Raw genomic sequence first — 21,150 nt, 5'->3', positions numbered from 1 at the left:
GCCCCTCAACGTTGCAGCCAGCGAAGCACCTTCGGGGGAAGTTCGAATCGCCGGCGGTTGACAATGACGCCGTCCACTTTGCGGAAGGCGGTGCGCAAGACACCCAGCGCATTGTCCACCACGGGGATGGTGCTGGCGCGTGCTTCCACCACCAAGACGATGAGATTGGCCTGACTGAGTCGCACAAATGCCTCACGGTTGCTGTGCAAACCCGAAGCTTCAAGCAAAACGACCTCACCCGGTGCGGCTTTGGCGACATCGGGGTTGACACGTACCGCCACCTCCTGCGCATCCAGCAAGGCTTTCAGGTGGGCGACGATGAAGCTCACCCCTTCGCCGGCACGCGCCGAGGCCAGGCCCAGGACGAGGCCTTCCTGCTTGATGCGCGCCAGTGGCAGCGTGCCGTAGATGCGGTAGAGGCTGGCATGGAAGTCGTTGTCCGGCCCGCCTTCGGTGATGTCCTTCACGGTGGACCACAACGGCACGCCAAAGCGCTCCTCGAAGCGACCACCATCGTGGATGCGCTGGTCAAACAGCGAGCACAGGTACACCACCAGCAGCCCGACCATGCCACCGGCCGGCAAGGCCATCAGGATCAGCAACAAGCTCTTGGGCGAGCTGCGGGTCGGGTTGAACGTGGGCTCCTGGATCTCGGCGATGTTGTTGATGCGCTGGTCGTCCAGGGCCTGGTCGATGCGCGCCTTCTCCAGGCTGTCCAGGTACAGGCCACGGCTCTTCTCCGCCACCGACAGCACCTGCTCGAGCCGCGCCAGCTCGGGCTCATGCTCCAGCACCTTGCGGCGCGTGGCTTGCAGATCGTTGATCTCCTTGTCGAAGGCGGCGTACAGGGTGTTGAGCTCCTGCAGGCGCACCGACTTCTCCAGCTGGTTGCGCTCCATGCTCACATTGAGCTCATTGGGCGTGCGCTTCTCGGAACGCTGCACCACACGGTCTTCGGCCTTGAGTTGCGACGCCAGCGTGCTGATGCTTTCGTTGAGGGCGAGGATGGTGGGCGCGGTGTCCTTGAACACGCGCAGCGCATCGGCGCGCTGGCGCTTGAGCTCGGCCAGTTGCGCACTCAGCGCCTGCCAGCTGGCGCTCTGGCTCAGGTCACGCTCGGACACGGACTCCTTGGGCAGGGCGCGCGCGCGGCCCGCTGCGAAGCTGATGCCGTTCTGCAAGGCATTGCGCTCGGCCACGATCTCGGCCAGGCGGGTGCGCAGGTCATTGAGCCGCTTGCCCAGGTTGTCCAGGCGCTCCTGCGCACTGGTGCCGTCGATCTCTTCGAGACGCGTACGCAGCAGGGACTTGGCGGATTCGATCTGCTGATCCACATCACGCACCTTGCCCTCATAGAACAGGACCAGGCCCTTGCGGCCCAATGCGGCCGTGCGTTGATCCATGTAGACACGCACCCAGGTCTGCAGCACGCGCTGCGCCTGTTGCGGATCGCTCCAGGTGAAGCTCAACTCCATCACATTGGAGCCCGGCCCGTGGCTGACCTGAAAGCGCGCCGCCAGCAACTCGGCCAGAGCCTCTTCTTCGCTTTGGACCTCGGCCAGGCCGATGAAGGACAGCCCCTCGGCGACGGCCTTGCCCACGGCGCGCCTGGCGGCCTTCAGCCCACCCTTGATCGACGCGAACACGCCGTCCCTGGGCTTCTCGGCGCTCATCTCGTTCAGGTACAGCCGCGCCACCTCCATCAACACGGGGCGGCCCGTGATCATCTTCTCCTCGTCAATGATCGGGTCACGCGTGGTGCTCTGCGGGTAGATGGTCTGACGGTCGCCCGCATCAATGGGCACGGTCATGTTCTCGCGCCCAGGCTTGACCAGCAGGCGCGCATCCGAGACGTATTTGTGCGGCAGCAGGAAGGCGCCGAGCACGGCCAGCACCACCGTCGTCACGAAGGCCAGGCGGAACTGAGGGTTGAAGATGTAGAACAGGCGAATCAGATCGCGCAAAGAACGAATATCGATCATGTAAAGAGCGCGATCAGTGATTCAGATTGACATTGCCGTTGAGGCCCACACCCACGGAGCGCGAGAACGGCAGCAGCTGATTGAAATACAAGTCCACCCCATCGGCCTTGCCCCCGGCCGTGGACTTGGGCACGAACACGATGTCGCCGCGCTGCAGCGCAATCGACGTGCGCCCATCGCCGGCTTGTTGCAGCACGTTGCTGAAGTTGACGTAGTAGACCTGGTAGCGGTCCTTGTCATCCAGGCGCAGCAGGGCCACGCGGCTGGGGTCGGCCGACACGGCCAGCCCGCCCGCGGCGAACATGGCCTGCTCCAGGTTGGCCACGGCATTGAGGTCGATGGTCAGGGGGTTGCGCACCGCGCCACCGATCACCACCTTGCTGGAAGGCGAAGACACGATGTTGACCGTCACGCCGGGCTCGCGGTAGTAGGTGTCGAGCTTGCTGCGCAACAGGGTGGCCAGTTCATCAGGCGTCTTGCCCGCGGCTTCGACGGTGCCCGCGTAACGGAACGAGAACGTGCCATCGGAACGCACCACGTAAAGCTGTGTCTGGCTGTCTTCCACCAGGTTGCGCAAGTCCAGCGAGGCCGAATCCTGCGCGTCGCGCACGATGCGCAAGGTGTCCCCCGCGTGGATGCGCGTCGGCGCCTTGGGCATGGCGGCCAGCTGGGCGGTCGACAAGGTGATCACCTGGAGCGACGCTTCGTCCGGCGTCTCGAGGACGCTCATGGGCGTGCAGGCACACAGGCTGCATACCGCAAGCACAAAGGTCAGCAGGCGCACTAGGTACATCTTCATGAAACACAGACAGGGCTCGGCACGAGCGAACGCCCGTGCGCGGATGATAAGAGGTCGAAACCCGGCAGGCTACCCGCATGGCGGGGCTCACCCCCCATGTTGTGGCTTCGTGATGTGCGCCGCTGCGCCGATCGAGTGCTGCCAGCGCACCAGCGCCGCGGCCATGCGGTTGCGCGAAGGGCGCCGCACCCAGGGCACTCCGAACTTGGCGAAAAAGCGCGCCATGCTGCGCAGGTGGGTCTTGCCCGAACGCGACAGGATGCCGGCGCCGCTGGCACGTTGGTGGTCATGCACCAGTTCGACCTCGGGCACGGCCAGCACACGCCAGCCGTAAGCCCACATGCGGGCGCACAAATCCACCTCCTCGAAATACAGGAAGTAGCCTTCGTCCATGCGGCCCACCATGTCGAAGGCGCTGCGGCGCACGATGAAGCCCGTGCCCATGACCCAGTCCGCCTCGAAAGGCTCGTCGCGCCATTTGCGAGTCAGCAGGTGCGAGCGCTCCAGCTTGCGCATGGGCGCCAGGCGGCCCAACGGCGTGCGCCGCGCCAGGATGTCGGGCAAGGAATAGAAGCGGCGGGCCGAATACTGCAGGCTGCCATCGGGGTTGATGAGCTTGAGGCCCACCACACCCAGCCGGGGACGCTGGTCGAACAGGCGGCGCACCACGTCCATGTTGTTGCGCAGGAAGTGGGTGTCCGGGTTGAGCACCAGCACCAGATCGGTTTTCAGGGCCGCGACGCCCAGGTTCACGCCCGCACCGAAACCCCCATTGACCTTGGACAAGACGCGCACCACGCCCTCAGGCAGACTCTGGTTCAGCCGCTGGCCCGAGCCATCCGGCGAATCGTTGTCGACCACGACGATGTGCTGCGGCAGGGCAATGTGGTGCTCCAGCAAGGACGCCACGCACTGCATGGTCAGGTCGTAGGTCTGGTAGTTGACGATGACCACACCCAGGCTGCTGGAGGGTGCCTGCTGGCCAGAAAACTGGTTTTCGGTCATGGTGAGGGTCCCTCTGAAGCACTGCCAGGTACACACGAAGCAGAGAAGCACGTACGCGGGCTATCGGAAAATGGATGCATTCAGTTTTCGCTGAACGATATGCAGGATTTTCCAATGTTTCCGGTCGAATCAGGGTGAACCCTAGGCCCCGCAAACAGGTGGTACTTGTACGCACCCGTTTCAATAGCCGCGAATTTAACGCTTCGCGTTACAATACATGTCGGCATTTCTGCCCTGATGTTGTGCATGCGTCACACGCGGGCATGCGCGCGGCAGACGCCGATCAGCTCAGCGACCAGTCCAGCTCGGCGCCCTTTTCTTGCCAGAACGCACAGGCCTGGCTGAAATGGCCATTGCCCACGAATGGCACCGGCCCGCGCGTGGCGGACAAAGGCGATGGATGGTTGCTCTGCAGGATCAGGTGCCTGGCCTCGTCGCCCGGCTGCGCAGCGGCCTGCGCGATCAAGGGTGCCTTGCGTTGCGCATGCGCGCCCCAGAGCATGAAAACCTTGGGCCCGGCATCGGCCGCCACCGCGGCGATGAGCGCATCGGTCAAGGCTTCCCAGCCCCAACCCGCATGGCTGGCGGCCTCGCCGGATTTGACCGTCAGCACCGTGTTGAGCAGCAGCACGCCCCGCTCGGCCCAGGCTTGCAGGCAACCGTGCACCGGTGGCGTCAAACCCAGATCACGCAGGATCTCTTTGCGGATGTTGCGCAGGCTGGGCGGGATGGCCACGCCAGGACGCACCGAAAACGCCAGGCCGTGAGCCTGGCCCGGCCCGTGATACGGGTCTTGCCCGAGGATGACCACCTTGATCTGCGCACGACGCGTCAGGCGCAGGGCGGCAAACACATCTTGCGGAAAGAGGGCCTCACCCGCCTGGCGAGCGGCCTCGACCCTGGTGACCAGCGCTGCGCCCAGCGGGCTGGCGCGAAAGGCCGCCGTGAGCGGCTGCCAGTCGGGCGGCACCTCATCGAACAATTGCCCCAAGGGGCGGTCGAGTTGGTGGCCCCCCAATGCGCCAAGTGGGGCGTCAAGTGGGGCATCAACTTGCAGGCCCTGCGTTCCGGCCATCGAGCCGGTCGCTGCGGTTGCCCCATCATCAAACAAGGCTTGCTGGCTGCCCATGCGTGCCCCGCCTGATCAGGCGAACAGCGTGGCCAGCGCCACACCCGGGTCAGGCTGGCGCATGAAGGCCTCGCCCACCAGGAAGGCATGCACGTTGGCATCGCGCATGCGCTGCACATCGGCGGCGCCCAGGATGCCCGACTCGGTCACCAGCAGGCGGTCAGCCGGCACGCGTGGCAGCAAGCCCAGCGTGGTATCCAGCGTGACCTCGAAGGTGCGCAGGTTGCGGTTGTTGATGCCCACCAGCGGCGTCTTGAGCTTGAGCGCGCGGTCCAGCTCGGCGCCGTCATGCACCTCGACCAGCACGGCCATGCCCAGGTCCATCGCGCAGGCTTCGAGATCGGCCATCTGCGCGTCGTCCAGGCAGGCTGCGATCAGCAAGATGCAGTCGGCGCCCATGGCACGGGCTTCGTAGACTTGGTAGGCGTCCACCATGAAGTCCTTGCGCAGCACGGGCAAGGTGCAGGCAGCGCGGGCCTCCTGCAGGTAGCGCTCGCAGCCCTGGAAGAACTGCGCATCGGTCAACACGCTCAGGCAGGCGGCACCGTGGCTGGCGTAGCTCGCCGCGATCTCGGCGGGCACGAAGTGCTCGCGCAGCACGCCCTTGCTGGGGCTGGCCTTCTTGACTTCAGCGATGACACCGGCCCGGCCCGCCGCGATCTTGGTGCGCAAGGCGCCAACAAAGTCACGCACATCGGCCAGATCGCGGTTGCGCGCCTCGGCTTGTGCCCGCACCTGGCTCAATGATGTGTGCTGAAGAGCGGCGGCGATTTCTTCGTGCTTGACGGCAACGATCTTGTTGAGGATGTCGGACATGGGCGAGCCTGGTTTCGGTCAGACCCGGATTATCCGCGTTTGGCACGCCCCGCGTGAAAGGCGACCGTTTGGCGCACCTTGATGCCTGCAATTGTGCCGGCACGCGCCGATAAACCATGATGCCCCGTTCGGGAGTTTGCGTTTTGGCCTGGGCCACTGTTCACCGTTTCCTGATTCGCTTGTTGGCCCTCACCTTGCTGAGCGGGCTGGCCACCGGCGTGCTCGCCGACACGATCACGCTGAACGACCGCTTCAGCAGCGACGCCATCGGTCGCCACCTGCGTGTGCTGGAAGACCGCAGCGGGCGCATGGGCCTGCAGGAGGTGGCAGCCACCACCCAAAGCAGCCACTGGGAAGATCGCCGCAGCGAGAACCTGAACTTCGGCTACAGCAAATCGGCGCTGTGGCTGCATGGCGAGCTGCTCAACCAGAGCCAGCAAACAGACTGGCTGCTGGGCATGCGCTACCCCTTGCTGGACTACGTCGACATCTACGTGGTGTGGCCGGACGGGCGCGTTCAGCACCACGCCAGCGGTGACCGCCGCCCCTTCAACACGCGCGACCTGGACGATCGCAACTTCTACTTCAAGCTCAAGCTGCAACCGGGCGAGCGCGTCCAGCTGTATGCGCGCATTGCCGGCCAAGGTTCACTGCAGGCCCCGCTGGAGATCACCACACCCCGCGCCTATGCGCAGCAGTCACGCCAGGAGCAACTGCTGCTGGGCATCTACAGCGGCGCCCTGCTGGCCATGCTGCTCTACAACCTGCTGCTGTGCATCTCGCTGCGCGACAAGGCCTATGTCGACTATGTGATCTACATCGGCGCGTTCGGCATGACGCAGCTCACGCTCAGTGGCCTGGCGTTCGAGCACCTGTGGCCCAACCACCCGAACTGGGGCAATGAAGCGGCGCCCGTGTTCATGGGCCTGACGGGCTGGTCGCTGGTGTTGTTCAGCCGCCAATTCCTGGGCCTGGACAAGCACTGGCCACGTGCCGACCTGGCCATGCGGGTGCTGCAATGGTTGTTCCTGGCTGCCGTACCCGAGACCTATGTGCTGCCATATGGGATACCGATCAAGATCGTGACCCTGGCCACCGTCGTCACACCCGTCTTGCTGCTGGTCATCACCATCGGCCTGTTGCGCAAGGGTGTGCGCCAAGCCAGCTACTTCCTGGCCGCTTTCACCGTGCTGCTGCTGGGCGTGTTGCTGACCGCCCTGCACATGTTCGGCATCGTGCAACGCAACTTCCTGACCGAGTACAGCATGCAGATCGGCTCGATGCTGGAGTTCTCGCTGCTCTCGTTCGCGCTGGCCCACCGTGTCAAGCTGGCGCGCGAAGAAAACGAACGCCTGCAACAAGCGCATGCCGCCGAGCTGGAAGCCCGCGTGCTGGCGCGCACCCAGCAGCTCGACAAGGCCATGAGCGAGCTGACGCAGGCCAACGAGCGCCTGCACACCCTGACTGAGCAGGACGCGCTGACCGGCCTGAAGAACCGCATGTTCCTGAGCGAGCGCATGCCCGAGATGTGGCGCCAGGCCCAGCGCTGGCACACACCCATCTCGGTCTTGATGATCGACGTGGATTACTTCAAGCAGGTCAACGACCGCCATGGCCACCTGGCCGGTGACGAGGCGCTGAAACAGGTGGCCAACGTCATCGCCCACACCGTGCAGCGGCCCGGCGACCACGCCGTGCGCTACGGTGGCGAAGAGTTCCTGGTGATCCTGCCGCAGACCAACACCGTGGGTGCCGCCCACATTGCCGAGACCATCCGCCTGGGCGTGCAGTCACTCGTGTTCCGTTGGGGTGAGCAGCAGATCCCGCTGACCGTCAGCATCGGCCTGGCCAGTGTGGTGCCCACCGTGGACCTGCCGCCGCAGGCCCTGCTCAATGCCGCAGACCGCCTGCTCTACCAGGCCAAGCAGGAAGGGCGCAACCGCTGCGCCCTCATCCCCGAGGCCCTGGCCACGCTACCGCGCAAGGCCAAGTCGGGCTCCGCCGACAAGCCGCTCAAGCCTGGGCAGCCAAGCCCTGCGTCGTCTGAATGAAGTTGAACAGCGCCTCGCCGGCCTTGCCGCTGGCGATGGCGTCACGGGCACGCTCGATGCCATCGCCCAATGAATCGGCCACGCTGGCCGCATAAAGCGCCGCACCGGCATTGAGCAGCACGATGTCGCGCGCCGGGCCGGGTTCGTTGTCGAACACGCGGCGCATGATGGCCACGGACATCTCGCGGTTGGGCGCCTTCAACATGGCGCCGTCGTGCTCGGCCAGGCCGAACTGGCCGGGGTTGATTCGGTACTCGCGCACGTCGCCGTCTTTCAGCTCGGCCACCAGCGTGTCGCCGGCCAAGGTGATCTCATCGAGCCCGTCGCAACCGTGCACGACCAGCACGTGATCCGAGCCCAGGCGCTGCAGCACGCGGGCCATGATGCCCACCAGATCGGCATGGAACACGCCCATCAGCTGGTTGGGCGCGCCAGCCGGGTTGGTCAGCGGGCCCAGGATATTGAACAGGGTGCGCACACCCAGCTCCTTGCGCACCGGCGCGGCGTGTTTCATGGCGCCATGGTGATTGGGCGCGAACATGAAGCCCACATTGCTGGCCGCCAGGCTCTGCGCCACCTGCTCGGGCGTGAGGTTGATGGCCGCCCCCAGGGCTTCCAGCGCATCGGCACTGCCCGTGCTCGACGACACGCTGCGCCCGCCATGCTTGGCCACACGGGCACCTGCAGCCGCCGCCACGAACATCGCCGTGGTCGAGATGTTGAAGGTGTGCTGGCCATCACCGCCCGTGCCGCAGAGGTCCACCAGGTGCAGCCTGTTGGAGACGTGCACCGGCGTGGCAAACTCGCGCATCACCTGGGCCGCTGCCGTGATCTCGCCGACCGTCTCCTTCTTGACGCGCAAGCCCGTGATGAAGGCCGCCATGGTGACCGGCGACATCTCGCCACGCATGATGCGGCGCATGAGGCCCAGCATCTCGTCGTGGAAGATCTCGCGGTGCTCGATGACGCGCTGCAGGGCCTGTTGATCGCTCAGCTGGGACATGTCGACGACCTCGATTACATCTTCAGGAAGTTGGCCAGCATGGCATGGCCATGCTCGGTCAGGATGGACTCAGGATGGAACTGCACGCCTTCGAGTGGCGCGAAGCTCTTGTCCGTCTGCGGGCCCTTGTGGCGCACGCCCATGATCTCGCCGTCGTCCGTCCAGGAGGTGATCTCCAGGCAATCAGGCAGGCTCTCGCGCTCGATGGCCAGCGAGTGGTAGCGGATCACGGTGAACTGGCGCGGCAGGCCGGCGTACACACCCTGCTCATCGGTGGTGATGATGCTGGTCTTGCCGTGCATCTGCTCGTGCGCCCGAATGACCTTGCCACCCAGGGCCGCGCCAATGCTCTGGTGGCCCAGGCACACACCCAGGATGGGCAGCTGGCCGGTGAAGCGCTGCAGGGCGGGCACACAGATGCCGGCTTCGGCAGGCGAGCAAGGGCCGGGCGACAGCACCAGGCGATCGGGCTTGAGCGCGGCGATCTGGTCGAGGGTGATCTCGTCGTTGCGGTAGACCTTGACCTCTTCACCCAGCTCGCAGAAGTACTGCACCAGGTTGAAGGTGAAACTGTCGTAGTTGTCGATCATGAGCAGCATGGCACTATCCTGATTCGGGATGTGAGGCATGGGATGGTCTTGCACCATCCCTCAGAAGATTCCCCCTCGGAGACCCTTTGGAGCAAGGGCGCACAGGGGCTTGTGCGCGCGCAGGGTCGAGCAGTGTCTGGCTGGCGTCACCGCCACCAGCGTACGTCAAGGCGAGAGAAGTCCGAGGGTTGCTGCATCGCATCGATTCTACATGGCTGTCATTTGACTTTTCCCACTTGACCACACACCCGCCCCCCTGGCAACGGGGTGGGCTCTTCAACGTTTGCCGCCTAAGATGCCGGCCACCCAAGAACACACTCACAGGGAGATGGCGCATGGCCAATTTGTACAAAGCGACGGCGATCGGCCTGATAGCTTGCCTGATCCTGCAAGCTTGTGGCGGTGGCGGTGGCGGTGGCAGCACGCCACCAGACACCAAGGTTGACGCCTTAAACATGGCAGATGGCCTAGGTAACGAAGGCCATATATCTGGTACGGTGATTGTGGGCAACGAAGCCCGCGCCAATGATGCGCTGATGGCAGCCTCATCAGTTGCCATTACCTTGCACGATGATGACTCGGGGTTGATCGCATGGTTAGTCGCAGCGGACGCCCAGCACAGTGAAGCGCTGACAGCCAGGCTGTCGCCCAACGGCACTTGGCAGACACCAAGCAAGCTGCAGCAAGTCAGTGTCTCACCCACGGCATCGACACTGCACCTGCGCCGCAACAGTATGGGTGATGCGGTGCTTGGATGGGTCGACACAGCAACCGGCAATTGGGGTCGCACGCTCAGATGGCAACACACAACCCAAAACTGGGACCCCACACCCAGCGACTTCAGCACAGGCGCGTTGGCGAACGGGCACGACCACGGCTGGGATTTGGCCTTGAACAACGATCTGACCATCATGTCGAGCGCGACAGCCAAGAACTCCACCCCTTACCAGACGGGCATCTGGCTGATGGATGTGCAAGGACATGAAACCTTCCGCCCCACCGGCATCAATGCAGGCGACACGACCTTCGCTCGCCTTGATCCGCAGAGTGATGGCGTATTCAATTTCTACAGCACCAGCACGCCGACAGGCTCGAACCTTTGGGTTCGACATGAATCCCCTGTGGCGGGCGCTCAATTCGCGGGCGTGCCCTTGCTGCAGAACAAGACCATCTGCAGCGACTACTACAGGATCAGCGGCTTGCACGCCGCGGCGAGCAAATCGGTCTCAGCCGTCGCGGCAGTGCTAACAGATGAAGCTGGAGGCACATGCCGCGCTCCCCGGCTGAACCTCATCCGCGTGGATGCCCTGGGCACTTTTACCATCACGCCTATGGAGGCCAACGCACCACAAACGATCTTCGACAGTGAGCCTCAAGTGGCCATTGATGATCAGGGACGGGCTCTTGCCGTTTGGTGCGAATCCACGCGTGATGTCTATGGCTACCCTGCCAATCCCCAATGCAAATGGTCTAAGTCCTTACCCGGACAAAACTGGTCGACACCAGCCAATCTGGTCACAAGCCAGGATCCGCCGACCAAGTACAGCTCTTACTTCGGCCCCGTGCTGGCCATGAATGCAAAGGGCCAGGCTGTCACGGCCATCAAGGTCAGTTCAGCTGACACAACGTACAACCCCCGCATCATGGTGGCTCGGTTCGACTTTGACGGCGGCTGGCAATCCTGGTTCACCGCCGCCAACAAATTCGAACCCTTGGCCCCCGCTGTGGCCATCAATAGCAAAGGCACGGCCTTGTTGGCTTATTCAGCCCTGGATGTACCCAGGCAAAATGGGCGAGCACCCAACGGCTACGGCTATACGGCCAACGAGGCACCTTACCGTCGTGTTTTCGCCGTTCGCTTCTGACCTGGATACGCCATGATCAAGGGGGTAGCCACCGCACCCGGTCATGCCAAGATGTGGGCCAATGCCCATACCGTCCACTCTTTCCCGTCAAACTACACACAATCTGCTCGGCCTGGAGTTGCTGCGGTTTGCCTGCGCGGTGTCGGTGCTGGTCTGGCATTACCAGCACTTCTATTTCGTGGGGGCGGCGCCCGTCGGTTTCGTGCCGTCACAGCAACCGCTGTATGCCCTGCTCAAGCCCTTTTATGAAGCCGGCTGGCTGGGCGTGCAGGCCTTCTGGGCGCTGTCGGGCTTCATCTTCTTCTGGAAATACGCCCGGCCGGTGGCGCAAGGTCAGGTGAGCGCGCAGCGCTTCGCCGTGCTGCGCTTTTCGCGCCTGTACCCGCTGCATGTGCTGACCTTGCTGATCGTGGCGGGGCTGGCATGGTGGTACCGGCAGTTGCACGGTGTCGACTATGTCTACGCGCACAACGACTGGTATCACTTCGCCTTGCAACTGGCCATGGCCAGTGACTGGCCGGGGCGCAGCGAGTGGTCGTTCAACGGCCCCATCTGGAGCATCTCCATCGAGGTGCTGGTCTATGCGCTGTTCTTCGTGCTGTGCAGGCTGGGCCTGACGCGCTGGTGGCAGGCGCTGGGCATCATCGGTGCGGCCGCCGTGGTCTATGCGTTGAAGCTCACGCCCCACCCCATCGTGCTGTGCGTGTTCTTCTTCTACCTGGGTGCGCTCACACACCTCGCGCACGAGGCCTTGCTCAAGCAGCCACGTGGGCCACAACGCGCGGTGCACATCATTGGCCTGCTGGCGGTGGCGGCGGGCACGGCCCTGGTGGCCAGCGGCAAGTTACGCCCCATGTTCTACGTGGCCTTGCTGACCCCGGTGGCCTTGCTGGCCCTGCTGGACTGGGTGCAGCCCACCTCAAAGGCCGCAGTGCGCTGGATCAACACACTCGGCAACACGACTTATGCGAGCTACTTGCTGCACTTCCCGCTGCAATTGCTGCTGGCCTGCCTGAGCAGTGCGCTGGGCTGGCACTTGCCGCTGCATGAGCCTGCATGGCTGCTGGCCTATCTGCTGACCGTGTTCGGCCTGGCCTCGCTGGTGTACCAGGCGGTGGAGGTACCCGCCCAGACCTGGCTGCGCCAGCGCCTGGGCCCGCGCTGAGCCGCCCGGCCCCTCACAAGGCCGTCACCAGCCCATCACAAACCCTGCTCGACCATCTCGGCCGCACGCACCACGGCGCGGGCCTTGGCCTCGGTCTCCTTCCATTCCAGCTCGGGCACGGAGTCAGCCACCACGCCGGCACCCGCCTGCACATACAAGGTCTGGTCCTTGATGACGCCGGTGCGGATGGCAATGGCCACGTCCATGTCACCAGCAAAGCTCAGGTAGCCCACGGCACCGCCGTAGACGCCACGCTGCACGGGCTCCAGCTCGTCGATGATCTCCATCGCGCGGATCTTGGGTGCACCGCTGAGCGTACCGGCCGGGAAGCTGGCACGCAGCACGTCCAGCCCGGTCATCCCGTCCTTCAAGGCACCTTCGACATTGCTGACGATGTGCATCACGTGCGAGTAGCGCTCGATGCCGAACTGCTCGGTCACCTTGACCGAACCGGTCTTGGCGATGCGGCCGATGTCGTTGCGGGCCAGATCGATCAGCATGACGTGCTCGGCGCGCTCCTTCGGGTCGGCCAGCAGCTCGCGCTCGTTGGCCGCATCCAGTTCGGGCGTGGTGCCTCGTGGGCGCGTGCCGGCAATCGGGCGGATGGTGACCGTCTCGCCACCGTCCTTGTTCTTTTCCTGGCGCACCAGGATCTCGGGCGAAGAGCCCACGACATGGTGATCGCCCATGTCGTAGTAATACATGTAGGGGCTCGGGTTGAGCGAGCGCAGCGCACGGTACAGGTTCAGGGGCGACGCGGTATAGCGTTTTTGCAGGCGCTGGCCGATCACGATCTGCATGCAGTCACCCGCAGCGATGTAGTCCTTGCACTTGAGCACCGCTGCTTCGAAGTCGGCCTTGGCGAAATGGCGCTCCACCGGGTAGGACTCGCTGGGCGTGATCGGCGGCACCGGCACGACCTCGTTGAGCTGTGCCTGCAGTTGCGCGATGCGCGTGGCCGCCTTGGCATAAGCGCCTGGCTGCGATGGGTCGGCATACACGATCAGGAAGAGGCGATCGGCCAGGTTGTCGATCACGGCCAGCTCTTCGCACTGCAGCAGCAGGATGTCGGGCGTGCCGATGCCACCGGGTTTGTGTGTCTTGGCCAGGCGGTGCTCGATGTGGCGCACCGTGTCGTAACCAAAGTAGCCCGCCAGGCCGCCACAGAAACGCGGCAGGCCTTGCGGCACGGCCACCTTGAAGCGCTGCTGGTAGCTGGCGATGAAGTCCAGCGGGTTGCCCTCGAACGTTTCGACCACTGCGCCGTCGGTCACGACCTCGACATGGCGGCCCGTCGAGCGCACCAGCGTGTGCGCCGGCAGGCCCACGAAGGAGTAACGCCCGAAGCGTTCGCCGCCCACGACGGACTCCAGCAGGAAGCTCAGCGGCTGGCCCTTGGTCAGCTTGAGGTAGAGCGACAGGGGGGTGTCCAGATCGGCCAGCGCCTGCGCGACCAGGGGGATGCGGTTGTGGCCTTCTGCGGCCAGGGCATTGAATGCTTGTTCAGTGATCATGGTGGGGGCCTCCGAGCCCGATGGCGCAACCTGCAGTCTGGTTTGCGCCACATATGTCATCCTGTGAAACACCCCCTGAGGGGTGGAACAGACCCGACCGTTAACGCCCGCTTACCGTTGTGACGTCAACGGATGCTTGCCGCCGGAGCGCGCCGCTATGATCGCGTCGCACTGAGCGGCAAGATAAAAAAGGGAGTCAGCGTCGCCAGGGCCATGCCCCCCGGTCGTGCGAACCTTTGGTCTGTTTGCGCGAGATGAACATCAAAACAGTGTAGCAGGGCAGTCTTTACAAAGCTTGGCGCCCCATGACCAGAAAACACCCCCCTTGAGTGAGCCATGGCGGCAAGGGCAAACCCAGATTGCGATTCGCGTTGAGCGGGTAACAATCTCTTACCAGTACAGTTCATGTCTGGCTTGAATCGGCCTTGATTGAGGCTGGTTTGGCCACACAGGACACACCCAAAGTATTCGTATGTTGTTGACTCTCGCTGGAATGGCCCGCATCGGGCGCAACGCCCTGATTAGCGCAGGCATGACGCTGTTGATCGGTTTGCCACACCTGGCACACGCTCAAAGCGCCGATGTGGTGGGCGTGCACTACCCTCCCACCATCAAGGTGGAAGGCAACAACCTGACGCTCAACGGCAGCGGCATCAGCTACCGTGCGGTGGCCAAGCTCTACACGGTCGGCCTGTACGTGCCGCAAAAGGCCAGCAAGTCGGACGCCATCTTCGCCACGGGCGGCCCCAAGCAACTGCGCTTCGTGATGCTGCAAGGCATGCGCGTGGACGAACTGGGCAAGGTCATCACCAAGGGCATCGAGAACAACAGCAGCCGCGAAGAGTTCTTCAAGCTGATCCCCTCCATCCGCATGATGGGCGAGGAGTTCTCGCGCATCAGACGCATGAACGCCGGTGACGTCTTCACCATCGAGTTCGTGCCCAAGCGCGGCACCATGTTCTTCGTCAACGGCCAGCCTGCCGGCCTGCCGCTGGAAGATGCAGGCTTCTTCCCGGCCGTGCTGCGCACCTGGCTGGGCAACCGCCCCGTCACGCAGGACCTGAAGGATGCCCTGCTGGATTACAAGGCACCGCCGGTGCTGGACGCGCTGCAGTAAGCCGCCACACCTGGCGACTCACCGCCAGCAACCGATCACACTCAATTGGCCTGCCCTAACACGGCAGGCCAATTCACTTGATCCAGACGCGGCACGTGGGCCACGGCCGGCACCTCCTGGATCGGGTGGCCATGGTTGTAGCCATAGGTCACCAGCAGGACTTCGCAACCCGCGGCACGCGCGGCCTGTGCATCGTTGCTGGAGTCCCCGACCATCAGCGTCTGAGCCGTGCTCGCACCCAGGGCCTCGCAGGTCTTGATCAAGGGCAGCGGGTCGGGCTTCTTGCGCTCGAAGGCATCACCGCCAAACACCTGGTCGAAATAAGGCAGCAGGCCCTTGCGCTCAAGCAGTTGCCTGGCAAAGGCCGTGGGCTTGTTGGTCAGGCAGGCGAGCTGAACACCCAGCTCGCGCAACTGGCGCAGGCCTTCGGCCACACCGGGAAAGACATCCGAAGCCTCGCCATTGAGGCGCGGGTAATGTTCGTGATAGTGGTGCAGCGCCTCAGGCATGGCCTCGGCCACCTCGGCGGCTTCGGGCGTGAGGCCCCAGGCTTGCGCCAGGCTGCGCCGCAGCAGGTCCTCGGTGCCCTTGCCCACGGTCAGCGAGATGAAAGCGCGGTCCACGCGCGCGATCTCGACCGGGTGGCAACCCAGATCGGCCAGCGTGTGCTGCAGGACAACGACAAAGTCACCGATGGTGTCGACCATGGTGCCGTCAAGATCAATGATGGCGGCTTGGAAGGGCATGTGGTGCATCAGAAAAAGGTGACCGCAAAATCGCGCCGCCTATTCTGACCGGGCTGCCGCCAAGCCGCCACGCGTGTTTCTCTGAGCCCCCATACGGGGTAGGCGATCTCTGCGCCTTACACTGCGCCACTGCCCGCTTTACCTTGACCTCGCCATGTGCGCAGCCCCACTTCACCGGATTCACTGGACCGGCCCCGATGGCCAAGCCGCCAGCGCCCTGTGGCGCTCCGAAGCCGGTGTGGCCGCGCATCAGAAGGTGGTGCTGGCCGATGACACGATGCCAGCCAACACCGCCTACAAGCTGGCTTGCGAAGGCACAGCCCTGCTTTGGCAAGGCGACTTCCAGAACGCGCGCCACCTGCTGCAGGCCTTGACCCGGCGGCTGGAGCCTGCGGCGGGCCGTGCGGGCGGCAAGGGGCAAGGCAAGCGCCCCAAGCATCAAGAAGCCAACAGTGCCGGCCAGGCCTTCAACCAGCACCGCCAGAAGCTGGCCCACCGCGCCCGCATCCTGGGCATGTTGTTGATCCCTTTCGAGGCCGACCACACCATCCCCTTGCGCCGCGCCCCCGATGTGAAGCAGGCCTGCGAAGAAGCCTATGGGGCCGGCACGGAACCTTATGTGGCCTCGCTGCGCGAGCTGCTGGGCCTGATCGGCGCGCACGAGTGGCGCAAGAAGGGCGTGGAAGTCCCGGCGATCCGCGGCCGCATCCATGCGCACTACGGCGTGTTCTCACCCGTGCGTGGTGAGTATGTGGACCTGGTGGCCAAGGCGCCGCTGCCCCCAGGCGCGCAGCTGGCGTTCGACATCGGCACCGGCTCGGGCGTGCTGGCCGCGGTGCTGGCACGGCGCGGCATCGCCCAGGTGATCGCCACGGATCAGGACCCACGCGCCCTGGCCTGCGCCCACGACAACCTGCGCCAGCTCAAGCTCGACAAGCAGGTGCAAGTGATCGAGGCCGACCTGTTCCCGCCGGGGCAAGCGCCGCTGATCGTGTGCAACCCGCCGTGGCTGCCCGCACGCCCAAGTTCACCCATCGAGTACGCGGTGTACGACCCGGACAGCCGCATGCTGCGCGGCTTCCTGGCAGGCTTGCGCGCCCACCTTTCGCCTCAAGGCGAAGGCTGGCTGATCATGTCCGACCTGGCCGAGCACCTGGGCTTGCGTGGCCCCGATGAGCTGCAAGGCTGGATCAAGGAAGCGGGCTTGCAGATCGTGGGCAAGCTCGATGCCCGGCCCCACCACCCTAAAACGCAGGACGCCTCAGACCCGCTGCATCAGGCCCGCGCGGCCGAGGTGACGTCCTTGTGGCGACTGGCTGCGGCATGACATGAAGCTGGTCGCCTGCACACCCGAGCGCCATGCCGAGGCGATCCTGGCCATCCTCAACGAGGCCATCATGCATTCGACCGCGCTGTACGACTACCAGCCGCGCAGCATGGCCCAGATGGCCACCTGGTTCGACACCAAGCAGCAGCACGGCTGGCCTGTCATCGGCATGGAAGACGAGGCCGGCACCTTGCTGGGCTTTGCGAGCTACGGCAGCTTTCGCAACTTCCCGGCCTACAAATACAGCGTGGAGCATTCGGTCTATGTGCACCAGGCCCACCGTGGCCAGGGCATTGGCCGCGCGCTGATGCAGGCCCTCATCGAGGCGGCGTGCGCGCAAGGCCTGCACATGCTGGTCGGTGTGATCGACAGCGCCAATGCGGGCAGCAAGCAGCTGCACGCCGAGCTGGGTTTCGTGCATGGCGGCACGCTCAGGCAAGCGGGCTTCAAGTTCGGCCGCTGGCTGGACATCGACTTCTACCAGCTCATCCTCGACACGCCGCTTGAGCCGGTGGATGGCTGAAACGCGGCACGCCAGCCAGCTCATCAGCCAATCGTCAGGCGCCTGACAAACCAGCAAAACCCCTTACCCAGGCGCTCCCTCGGGCAAGGGGTTTGGCGTATTTCTGACGCTTTTGCACCCTCTGCCACGGCCGTTGACGCAACAACGCCCCATGTCAGCCGGTGGCCGATCACGATAATCAATTCGCACCAGGCCACCCACCACCACCATGCACAGCCCTCAGGACGAGCTCACCCGCCCCGCACCGCCGCAGGTCATGCCCGCGCGGCGCTATGGTGGCCTGTCCGCCCAGGAGCGACGCGACCTGCGGCGCCGCAAGCTGCTGGATGCGGCGGTGCATGTCTTTGGCACCCTGGGCCTGCGCCGCGCCACGATCCGCGACATCTGCAACGAGGCGCGCATCACCGAGCGCTACTTCTCCGAGCACTTCGCCAGCATCTCGGATGCCTATGAGGCCGCCTTCAAACTGATCAGCGAGCAGGCCTTGCTGGCCACCGGCCGCGCCATGTTGCAAGCCCGGCTGGACACCCTGGAGCTGGCCCGAGCCGGCCTGCAGGCCTTCCTGGGCTTTGTGCAGGAAGACCCCCGCCGTGCGCAAATCCTGCTGGTGGACGCCTCCAGCTACTGGCGCAATGCAACGAGCAAGAACAACAACGAGCTCAAGCGGCATGCGCAGGCCATGCGTTTTTTCTGCAAGCGCATCTACCCGGACCTGCCGGACCACATTGATCTGGACATCATCGGGGCCTCGCTGGTGGGAGCCTCGCTGCAAGCCTGCCTGACCTGGGCCCAGAGCGATTTCAGGCAACCCGCCGAACTGATCGTGTCCCACCTGATGTACGCGTGGGAAGGCCTGGACCGGTGGTTCCGCAGCGAGATCGAAACCCATCGCCTGGCGCCCTTGGGCCATTCGGCGCGCTGACCACGCCCTGCAAGCAAAGCAAGGCAAAAAAAAAACCGACCGGCCAAAACCGATCGGTTTGATCACCACGGATACGTTGCCCGCAGCTTCTCCTCCCTGCAATCCCGCCATGTCTAAGTGCTTGCGGTGATGACAGCGTTTTTCCCTGTAACCCTTGTTGTTCTATCCACCCTTTGGTTTTTGTTCTCTATCTCGGCGCGATCTGCAAATCCGCCGTCGATGGGGAGGACTATACGGACTCTGTCTGGCAAGGCCGTCCCCCCTGAAGAGGGCTCTATGTAAGCAAAAGCAAGCCATGGGCTAGCATGGGCGGCTGAATCAACAAGGCGTGACATGACCCTCATCCAGGGCAACCTTCACCGAGTGCACCATTGAAAACACCACCAAGACTGCTCCCCCTGCTGGAAGAGGGCCTGATCGACTCGGTCGTGCGCCAGCTCATGAGCGGCAAGGAGGCCATGGTGTTCGTCGTGCGCATTGGCGATGAAACCCGCTGCGCCAAGATCTACAAGGAAGCCACCCAACGCAGCTTCCGCCAGGCGGTGGACTACACCGAGAACCGCAAGACCAAGAACTCGCGTGAAGCCCGCGCCATGGCCAAGGGCACCAAGTTTGGCCGGCAAGCCCAGGAAGCGGCCTGGCAAAGCGCCGAGGTGGATGCCTTGTACCGGCTGGCCGCAGCCGGTGTGCGGGTGCCCAAGCCCTACAACTTCCTCGATGGCGTCTTGCTGATGGAGCTGGTGGCCGACGAACACGGTGATGCGGCGCCGCGCCTCAACGATGTGCTCTTCACGGCCGAAGAAGCTCGCACCCACCACCAGACGCTGCTGAAGGAAGTGGTGCGCATGCTGTGCGCCGGCATCGTGCATGGCGACCTGTCGGAGTTCAACATCCTGATGGCGGCCGATGGCCCCGTGATCATCGATCTGCCTCAGGCGGTCGATGCAGCCGGCAACAACCATGCGCAACGCATGTTGCTGCGTGATGTCGAGAACCTGCGCAACTTCTTTGGCGGCTTTGCACCTGATCTGCTGAACAGCCAATATGGCCCCGAGATCTGGTCACTGTACGAGCAAGGCCTGCTGAGCAACGACACGGTGCTCACAGGCCAGTTCAAGCGCCAGCACAAGGCCGTGGACCTGGAGGGCGTGATCCGCGAGATCGATGATGCCGTGGACGAAGAACACGCCCGCCGCCTTCGGATGCAGCAAGGCTCGTGAAGCAGCCGCACTGATCCACCAAAACCAGTTAGGATGGCTGCGGGCCGCACCCCATCGTGCGGTCACGTCGCTCGGACGGTTCCGGGCGCTCACGTGAAAGACTCTCAGCATGTCCTCATCTGCAGGCAAGCGCCGCTTTGCGCGCATCGATCGCCTCCCCCCCTACGTCTTCAACATCACGGCCGAACTCAAGCTGGCCGCCCGCCGCCGCGGGGAAGACATCATCGACATGAGCATGGGCAACCCCGACGGGGCCACGCCGCCGCACATCGTCGCCAAGCTCACCGAAGTTGCGCAACGGCCTGATACCCACGGCTACTCGGCTTCCAAGGGCATCCCGCGCCTGCGCCGGGCGATCTCGCATTGGTACAAGGACCGCTACCAGGTCGACATCGACCCGGACAAGGAAGCCATCGTCACCATCGGTTCGAAAGAGGGCCTGGCCCACCTGATGCTGGCCACGCTGGACCGTGGTGACACCGTGCTGGTGCCGGACCCTTCGTATCCGATCCACATCTATGGTGCGGTGATCGCGGGCGCGGACATCCGCTCCGTGCCGCTGGTGCCGGGCGTGGACTTCTTTGCCGAGCTGGAAAAGGCCATCCGCGGCAGCTACCCCAAGCCCAAGATGATGGTGCTGGGCTTCCCCTCCAACCCCACGGCCCAATGCGTGGAGCTGGACTTCTTCGAGCGTGTGGTGGCGCTGGCCAAGAAGCACGACATCTTCGTGGTGCATGACCTGGCTTACGCCGACATCGTGTTCGATGGCTGGAAGGCACCGTCCATCATGCAGGTGCCGGGCGCCAAGGACATCGCGGTCGAGTTCTTCACGCTCAGCAAGAGCTACAACATGGCCGGCTGGCGCGTGGGCTTCATGGTGGGTAACCCAGATCTGGTGGCCGCGCTGGCCCGCATCAAGAGTTACCACGATTACGGCACCTTCACGCCGCTGCAGGTGGCCGCCATCGCGGCGCTGGAGGGCGATCAACAATGCGTGCAAGAGATTGCCGCCAAGTACCAGAGCCGGCGCGACGTGCTGGTCAAGGGCCTGCGCGAGGCCGGCTGGATGGTGGAGTGCCCCAAGGCCTCCATGTACATCTGGGCCAGGATCCCCGATCACTACAAGGACCTGGGCTCGCTGGAGTTCGCGAAGCAGTTGATGGAGAAAGCCAAGGTGTGCGTGTCACCCGGCATCGGCTTTGGCGACCATGGGGATGACCACGTGCGCTTTGCCCTGATCGAAAACGAGCCCCGCATCCGGCAGGCGGTGCGGGGCATCAAGGCGATGTTCAAGGCGGATGGGGTGATGCCCCCCGCCTGAAGACCCAACTGAAGGGCCCAAGCTGGCAGCAGGCATCGCGCTGCGGCCAGCTGCC

Annotated in this window: 18 protein-coding genes; 9 read left to right on the top strand and 9 right to left on the bottom strand. The window is 64.2% G+C overall.

Annotated elements, in window-relative coordinates:
- Positions 1-5: 5 nt before the first annotated feature.
- From JY96_RS12515 to trpC, 5 genes are all read right to left on the bottom strand, one after another.
- Positions 6-1,982, bottom strand: coding sequence for a hypothetical protein (locus tag JY96_RS12515; RefSeq protein ID WP_035037869.1), 1,977 nt, complete (start codon positions 1,980-1,982; stop codon positions 6-8).
- Between the two features lie 13 nt (positions 1,983-1,995).
- Positions 1,996-2,712: a polysaccharide biosynthesis/export family protein gene (locus JY96_RS12510; RefSeq protein ID WP_161784318.1), complete on the bottom strand. Its 717-nt coding sequence runs from the start codon at positions 2,710-2,712 to the stop codon at positions 1,996-1,998.
- A gap of 156 nt (positions 2,713-2,868) precedes the next feature.
- Positions 2,869-3,786: a glycosyltransferase family 2 protein gene (locus tag JY96_RS12505; protein ID WP_081961229.1), complete on the bottom strand. Its 918-nt coding sequence runs from the start codon at positions 3,784-3,786 to the stop codon at positions 2,869-2,871.
- Between the two features lie 283 nt (positions 3,787-4,069).
- Positions 4,070-4,915 (bottom strand): uracil-DNA glycosylase, encoded by an 846-nt coding sequence (locus JY96_RS12500; RefSeq protein WP_081961228.1) that lies wholly within the window; start codon positions 4,913-4,915, stop codon positions 4,070-4,072.
- Positions 4,916-4,930: 15 nt separating this feature from the next.
- Positions 4,931-5,731, bottom strand: a complete 801-nt coding sequence (gene trpC / locus JY96_RS12495) for an indole-3-glycerol phosphate synthase TrpC (RefSeq protein WP_035037865.1) — start codon at positions 5,729-5,731, stop codon at positions 4,931-4,933.
- A 182-nt stretch (positions 5,732-5,913) separates the two neighbouring features.
- Between trpC and JY96_RS12490 the strand changes: the two genes are divergently transcribed.
- Entirely contained in the window at positions 5,914-7,782 is a 1,869-nt protein-coding gene (locus JY96_RS12490) for a diguanylate cyclase (protein ID WP_161784317.1), read from the top strand.
- On the opposite strand, the gene trpD is transcribed toward JY96_RS12490, so the two are convergent.
- Together trpD and JY96_RS12480 are read right to left on the bottom strand one after the other, a co-directional pair.
- Positions 7,745-8,785, bottom strand: coding sequence for an anthranilate phosphoribosyltransferase (gene trpD, locus JY96_RS12485; protein WP_035037861.1), 1,041 nt, complete (start codon positions 8,783-8,785; stop codon positions 7,745-7,747). The two genes, JY96_RS12490 and trpD, sit on opposite strands and share 38 nt — an antisense overlap.
- Before the next feature lie 14 nt (positions 8,786-8,799).
- Positions 8,800-9,384: an aminodeoxychorismate/anthranilate synthase component II gene (locus JY96_RS12480; RefSeq protein WP_035042596.1), complete on the bottom strand. Its 585-nt coding sequence runs from the start codon at positions 9,382-9,384 to the stop codon at positions 8,800-8,802.
- A 326-nt stretch (positions 9,385-9,710) separates the two neighbouring features.
- Between JY96_RS12480 and JY96_RS12475 the strand changes: the two genes are divergently transcribed.
- Complete coding sequence (locus JY96_RS12475; protein ID WP_035037858.1) at positions 9,711-11,240, top strand: hypothetical protein; 1,530 nt, start codon at positions 9,711-9,713, stop codon at positions 11,238-11,240.
- Positions 11,241-11,301: 61 nt separating this feature from the next.
- A complete protein-coding gene (locus tag JY96_RS12470) occupies positions 11,302-12,405 on the top strand; it encodes an acyltransferase (RefSeq protein ID WP_052162465.1) in 1,104 nt (367 codons plus the stop codon).
- A gap of 35 nt (positions 12,406-12,440) precedes the next feature.
- Here the strand turns inward: JY96_RS12470 and trpE are convergent, their stop codons facing one another.
- Positions 12,441-13,919 (bottom strand): anthranilate synthase component I, encoded by a 1,479-nt coding sequence (trpE, locus tag JY96_RS12465; protein WP_035042592.1) that lies wholly within the window; start codon positions 13,917-13,919, stop codon positions 12,441-12,443.
- Between the two features lie 532 nt (positions 13,920-14,451).
- Here trpE and JY96_RS12460 point away from each other — a divergent pair.
- Complete coding sequence (locus JY96_RS12460; protein ID WP_161784316.1) at positions 14,452-15,036, top strand: chalcone isomerase family protein; 585 nt, start codon at positions 14,452-14,454, stop codon at positions 15,034-15,036.
- 41 nt (positions 15,037-15,077) lie between these two features.
- On the opposite strand, the gene gph is transcribed toward JY96_RS12460, so the two are convergent.
- Positions 15,078-15,782, bottom strand: a complete 705-nt coding sequence (gene gph, locus JY96_RS12455; RefSeq protein WP_235333913.1) for a phosphoglycolate phosphatase — start codon at positions 15,780-15,782, stop codon at positions 15,078-15,080.
- Positions 15,783-15,936: 154 nt separating this feature from the next.
- Here gph and JY96_RS12450 point away from each other — a divergent pair, with 154 nt between their 5' ends.
- The 5 genes from JY96_RS12450 (at position 15,937) to alaC (ending at position 21,095) form a co-directional block, all read left to right on the top strand.
- On the top strand, positions 15,937-17,109 hold the full coding sequence (locus tag JY96_RS12450; RefSeq protein WP_035037850.1) for a class I SAM-dependent methyltransferase: 1,173 nt from the start codon (positions 15,937-15,939) through the stop codon (positions 17,107-17,109).
- A 1-nt stretch (position 17,110) separates the two neighbouring features.
- Positions 17,111-17,632: a GNAT family N-acetyltransferase gene (locus JY96_RS12445; protein ID WP_035037848.1), complete on the top strand. Its 522-nt coding sequence runs from the start codon at positions 17,111-17,113 to the stop codon at positions 17,630-17,632.
- Positions 17,633-17,840: 208 nt separating this feature from the next.
- A complete protein-coding gene (locus tag JY96_RS12440) occupies positions 17,841-18,554 on the top strand; it encodes a TetR/AcrR family transcriptional regulator (RefSeq protein WP_035037846.1) in 714 nt (237 codons plus the stop codon).
- A 371-nt stretch (positions 18,555-18,925) separates the two neighbouring features.
- A complete protein-coding gene (locus JY96_RS12435) occupies positions 18,926-19,774 on the top strand; it encodes a PA4780 family RIO1-like protein kinase (protein ID WP_035037844.1) in 849 nt (282 codons plus the stop codon).
- Between the two features lie 109 nt (positions 19,775-19,883).
- Positions 19,884-21,095, top strand: coding sequence for an alanine transaminase (gene alaC / locus JY96_RS12430; RefSeq protein WP_035037842.1), 1,212 nt, complete (start codon positions 19,884-19,886; stop codon positions 21,093-21,095).
- Positions 21,096-21,150 lie beyond the last annotated feature (55 nt).

It is taken from the genome of Aquabacterium sp. NJ1, from assembly GCF_000768065.1.
Taxonomy (GTDB): domain Bacteria; phylum Pseudomonadota; class Gammaproteobacteria; order Burkholderiales; family Burkholderiaceae_C; genus Aquabacterium.
The sequence above is the reverse complement of the archived record's forward strand: the minus strand, read 5'-3'. Positions and strand labels throughout refer to the sequence as shown.